Below are 4,927 nucleotides of genomic sequence, written 5' to 3'. Positions count from 1 at the left end.
CTCCTGGGCCGCGCTGGCACCGGCCTCGACCGTGGTCTGGCGCTGGTCGTCCTGGGACATGTCGTTGCTCGTCATCGCGGTTCAGTCGTCGGCGGGAATGGGTGAGGAGAATCGAATGCGGCGCTGATATCTGACCCGGGGCGGCCGAAATCAACCCGCCCGCTCACGCCTCGCGTGGCGGCGGCGCGGCGACGAGGGCCTCCAGGCCCTCGGCCCTGAGGACTGCGACGTCGCCCGCGAACACCTCCAGCATCGCCTTGCGGATCGCCGCCTGCCGGTCGGGCTGCGTCACCCGCGTGCCGGTGAGGTCGGTGACGTAGAAGACGTCCACCGCGCGCTCGCCGAAGGTGGCCACGTGCGCCGAGGTGATGTTCAGCGACAGCCGGCCGAACGCCGTGGTCAGCTCGTAGAGCAGGCCCGGCCGGTCGAGGCCGGTCACCTCCACCACGGTCTCGCGGCTCGACAGAGCGTTGTCGATCCCGACATCCGGCGGCACCAGGAAGGTCTTGGCCTGGGCACTGGTCGGCGGGTGCTTGTCGGCCACCAGGTCGGCGATGCGGATCTCGCCTTTCAGGGACCGCTCGATCGCGGCCGTGATGCGCTTGCTCCGGCGCAACTCGTCCTCGTCGCGCTCGAAGGCCCGGGAGATGAAGATCGTGTCGAGGGCGAAGCCGTCGGTGGTGGTGAAGATCTGCGCATCGACGATGTTGCTGCCGGCCGCCGCGCAGGCCCCCGTGACGATCGCGAGCAGGCGCGGGTGGTCCGGGGAGTAGATCGTGACCTCCGTCACGCCCCGCACCGGGTCGAGGGCCACGTCGGTGGCGCTGGTGCGGCCCTCGCTCAGCACGTCGCGGAGGAAGACCGCGTTCTTGATCTGGCGCGGGCTGTCGACCTTCAGCCAGTAGGCTTGGCCGTGACGCGCCGCGTAGGCGTCGAACTCATCCGAGGCCCAGCCGGGCAGCTGCTCGCGCAGGCTCATCTGGACGAGGCGCACCCGGTCGGTGCGGGCGATCTCGGAATGGCCGCCCGAGAGGAACACCTCGGTCTCGTCGTAGAGGGTGCGGACGAGGGTGCCCTTCCAGGCGGTCCAGACGCCGGGGCCGACCGCGCTGATGTCGGCCACCGTCAGGATGGTCAGGAGCTTCAGCCGCTCCAGGCTCTGCACCACCGAGGCGAATCGCTCGATCGTCTTGCCGTCCGACAGGTCGCGGCTCTGCGCGGTCATCGACATCAGCAGGTGATGCTCGACCAGCCAGGCCACGGTCTCGGTCTCGGCCTCGGTCAGCCCGAAGCGCGGGCAGAGCCGCGCGGCGATGGCCGCCCCGGCGATCGAGTGGTCCTCGGGTCGGCCCTTGGCGATGTCGTGCAGCAGGATCGCGGCGTAGAGCGCGGTGCGGTTGTGGATCGTGTGGATCAGGCGCGAGACCAGTGGGTAGGCCTCCTCGGCGCGGCCCGACTCGATGGCAGCCAGGATGCCGACGGTGCGCAGCAGGTGCTCGTCCACCGTGAAGTGGTGGTACATGTTGAACTGCATCATCGCGACGATGCGGCCGAAATCCGGGATGAACCGGCCGAGCACGCCGGCCTCGTTCATCTCGCGCAGGGCCTCCTCGGGGGCGTTGCGCGAGGTCAGGATGTCGAGGAACAGCCGGTTGGCTTCCGGGTCCGCCCGCAGGGTCGGGGTGATGAGCCGGCGCGACCGGTTCGCCAGCCGCTTGGCGTCCGGGTGGATCGCGAGGTTGTGGCGGTCGGCCAGCCAGAACAGGCGGATCAGGTTGACCGGGTCGCGCTCGAACGCGTCCTCGGCGCGCAGGTTCACCCGGCCGTGGTCGATCCAGAAATCCTCGGCTTCGATCGCGGTGGCGCGGAAGCGGTCGCGGAACCGGCCGATCCAGCGGTCGAGCACCGGCGTGCGCTTGGCGTGGCGGGCCTCCAGCTCGGCGCAGACGATGGCGGTGAGGTCGCCGACATCCTTGGCGACGCGGAAATACGCCTTCATGAAGCGCTCGACCCCGGACAGGCCGCCCCGGGCCTCGTAGCCGAAGCGCTCGGCGATCCGCGGCTGCAGCCCGAAGGACAGCCGCTCCTCCGCCCGCTTGGTGACGAAGTGCATGTGGCAGCGGACCCGCCACAGGAACTCGTCGCAGCGCTCGAACAGCGCGTATTCCTCCTGGGTGAACAGGCCGGCGCCGACGAGCTCGATCTGGTCGCGCACCCGGTAGGTGTACTTGGCGATCCAGAACAGGGTGTTCAGGTCGCGCAGGCCGCCCTTGCCGTCCTTGACGTTGGGCTCGACCAGGTAGCGCGAGGTGCCGGCCTTCGAGACCCGGGCATCGCGCTCGCGCAGCTTGGCGTCCACGAATTCGGCGGCCGAGCCGATCACCAGCTCGGCGTCGAAGCGCGTCACCAGCTCCTCGAACAGGACCCGCGTGCCGAACAGGTAGCGCGCCTCGAGGAGCGCGGTGCGGATGGTCATGTCGGCCTTCGCCTCGCGGAGGCATTCCTCCACGGAGCGGGTGGCGTGGCCGACCTTCAGCTTGAGGTCCCACAGGACGTAGAGCATCGCCTCGACGACGCTCTCGGACCACGCGGTCTGCTTGTAGGGCAGCAGGAACAGCAGATCGATGTCGGAGCCCGGCGCCATCGTGCCCCGGCCGTAGCCGCCGGTGGCGACCACGGCGAGCTGCTCGCCGGTGGAGGGGTTGTCGTTGGGGTAGAGCTGCCGGACCACCGCGTCGTGGATCGTCCGCACCACGGCGTCGGTCAGGTCCGACAGGGCCTGCGCGCAGCCGAGGCCGTTGCGGTCCTGCAGAAGCTGCGCCTCCGCGGCGCGGTGGCCGTCCTCGATGACCCGGCGCAGCTCGGGCACGAGCGCGGCGCGCAGCTTGGTCGGCTCGCGGGCTTCGCGGTCGAGGTTGGCGAGGACCGTTTCGAGGGCGGCGGCGGGATCGAACATGCCCCCCGTTAGCATGATATGCCTACGCCGCCAGCCGGGCGGTGATGCACGGGACACAGCGGTCCCTCCCGACCCGCATGCCATCCCGCGTCAACGAGGGCGCCGGCGCGGACGGTCACGGTTATTCCGCGGCCGGCAGGTTGAGGGCCAGCAGCCGCGCGGTGCGTCGCTTGGCCGTCGCCCCCGGCGCCGAATCGTCGGCCCGCCGCCGCGCATCGGAGATCGCCGCGTGGACGCCGTCCACCGCCAGGATCAGGGCGCTCACGGTCCGGGCGTCGATGCTGCGTTCGCGGGCGTAGCAGACGACGTCGGCCACGAGCCCGTCGGTCTCGATGGCGATCTCATCCAGCTCGGCTGCACTGGTGGCGGCCCGGACCTCACGCATGATGTCGAGCAGGCGGTCGAGCACGATGTCGATGCGCTCGCGGCGCTTGCGGGCCAGCCGCTGCCCGATCCAGGCGATGCCCGAGCCGATCGTGCCGCCGAAGAAGGCCAGCAGGTAGATGTAATCCTCGTAACGATCGAGGAAGGTCTGCTGCTCGCGCTCGAAATAGTCGACGGCGCCGGGATGGTTCGGCAGGCGTGCCGAAGTCGCCGCGACCGTCGTGTCGAAATCCGGCGCCTTCATCAGCTTGGCGGCCGGGGCCGCGGCGGCAAGCCGCGAGCGCCACTCGAACAGGTGCTGCGTCGCCGAGGCGATCGCGACCCGGCTGACCGAGCCCCGCGCCATCAGGCGGTAGGAGGCGCCGACGGTGCGGACCTCCTCGTCCGGGCGCTTCGGACGGCCGCCGAAGGTCCCGGCCGGGATCGTCAGGGACTGCAATTCGGGGAAGCGCTGCAGGATCGCGTCTCCGTCCGGGATCGACACGAACCCGATCTTCCGGTCGGGGGACCCCATCTCGATGGCCCGCACCACCGCGCCCGCGATCTTCGAGGCGGGGCTGGCGATCACCGCCACCGCGTCGACGCGCTTCTCGGAGAGTGCCGTCGCGACCTCGCCGAGCTTCAGCGGCACCACCTGAACGTGGCCGGATGCGATCTCGGCCGCGGGCTCGGCCTCCGGCGCATCCGCCCCGGGGCTGTCGGGCAGGAGGTCGTAGAAGGAGAGCAGGTTGGTCAGGAACGGCAGGTCGGCACTGTGGCGCACGACGATCCCGAGACGCTTGCGCGCCAGCGCCGGCACGTCCTCGATCTCGGCCCCCTCGGGCGCGGCGATCACCAGGGCCTCGTCGTGCAGGATCGCCAGGGTCAGGCCGTTCTCGGGCAGGAACACGTCCGGCCGAACCACCGCGAGGTCGGCCCGGTTGCGCTGGAGCGCCAGGGCGCTGTCGCGCACGTCCGAAAAGCGGACGACCTTGAGGCGCACGTCCTCGCGGCTCCGGTCGAGGGCGTTCGCGTAGGCCTCGATCAGCGCGGCCTCGGCCCCGTCCTGGGGGCCGACCGCCACCGTCAGCGTGGTCGGACGGGACAGATAGACGATGCCGGCCGCGACCGCGGCCAGCCCGAGGGCTACCAGAACGAGGAGCCACTCGCGGCGCATCAGGATCGTCGCCGCGGCGCGCAGGCGTCGCCGCCACGGGCCGTGGGTGAGATCGGGCGAAGGACTTTGCTGCGGACCATGGCCGAGCCTGTCGCGTTGCGCGCGTTCCATCCCCACGTCATGGAACGCAAACCTGTCGAGATCGTGAAGAACCGGTGAAACCAACAAACGTTGCAGAATCCGGGCCAGGAACCCGCACTACGGAGCGTCGGCCGCCCGGCCCGGTCAGCGCGGCCTGGCTGCAGCGCGTCGCGCTCTACTACCTGGAGCGCTACAGCGCCTCGACCGAGATGCTGCGCCGGACCCTGGCGCGGCGGGTCGACAAGCGCGCTCGTCTGCGCGGCGAGGACCCGTCCGCCTTCGCCGAGATGATCGCCGCCACCGTGGCGCGGGCGGTCTCGGCCGGCCTGGTGGACGATGTCCGCTTCGCC

At 70.7% G+C, this 4,927-nt stretch carries 2 protein-coding genes and 1 pseudogene; 1 reads left to right on the top strand and 2 read right to left on the bottom strand.

The annotated features are described in order from the left end of the window. Positions 1-163 precede the first annotated feature (163 nt). On the bottom strand, positions 164-2,956 hold the full coding sequence (locus tag FV228_RS20205; protein ID WP_147856252.1) for a [protein-PII] uridylyltransferase: 2,793 nt from the start codon (positions 2,954-2,956) through the stop codon (positions 164-166). A 121-nt stretch (positions 2,957-3,077) separates the two neighbouring features. Further along, positions 3,078-4,496 carry a TAXI family TRAP transporter solute-binding subunit gene (locus FV228_RS20200; protein WP_147856253.1) on the bottom strand — a complete coding sequence of 473 codons (1,419 nt, stop codon included), beginning with the start codon at positions 4,494-4,496 and terminating at the stop codon, positions 3,078-3,080. A 155-nt stretch (positions 4,497-4,651) separates the two neighbouring features. Here FV228_RS20200 and FV228_RS20195 point away from each other — a divergent pair. Then, positions 4,652-4,927 (top strand): annotated as a pseudogene (locus FV228_RS20195) (regulatory protein RecX); the annotation flags it as partial.

It is taken from the genome of Methylobacterium sp. WL18, assembly GCF_008040015.1.
GTDB classification, from domain to species: domain Bacteria; phylum Pseudomonadota; class Alphaproteobacteria; order Rhizobiales; family Beijerinckiaceae; genus Methylobacterium; species Methylobacterium mesophilicum.
This window is presented reverse-complemented; position numbering and strand designations above follow the sequence as displayed.

Bases quoted from the DNA above. Each gene is read 5' to 3' on its own strand.
- FV228_RS20200 (WP_147856253.1), bottom strand. From the start codon at position 4,496: ATGCGCCGCGAGTGGCTCCTCGTTCTGGTAGCCCTCGGGCTGGCCGCG.
- FV228_RS20205 (WP_147856252.1), bottom strand. From the start codon at position 2,956: ATGTTCGATCCCGCCGCCGCCCTCGAAACGGTCCTCGCCAACCTCGAC.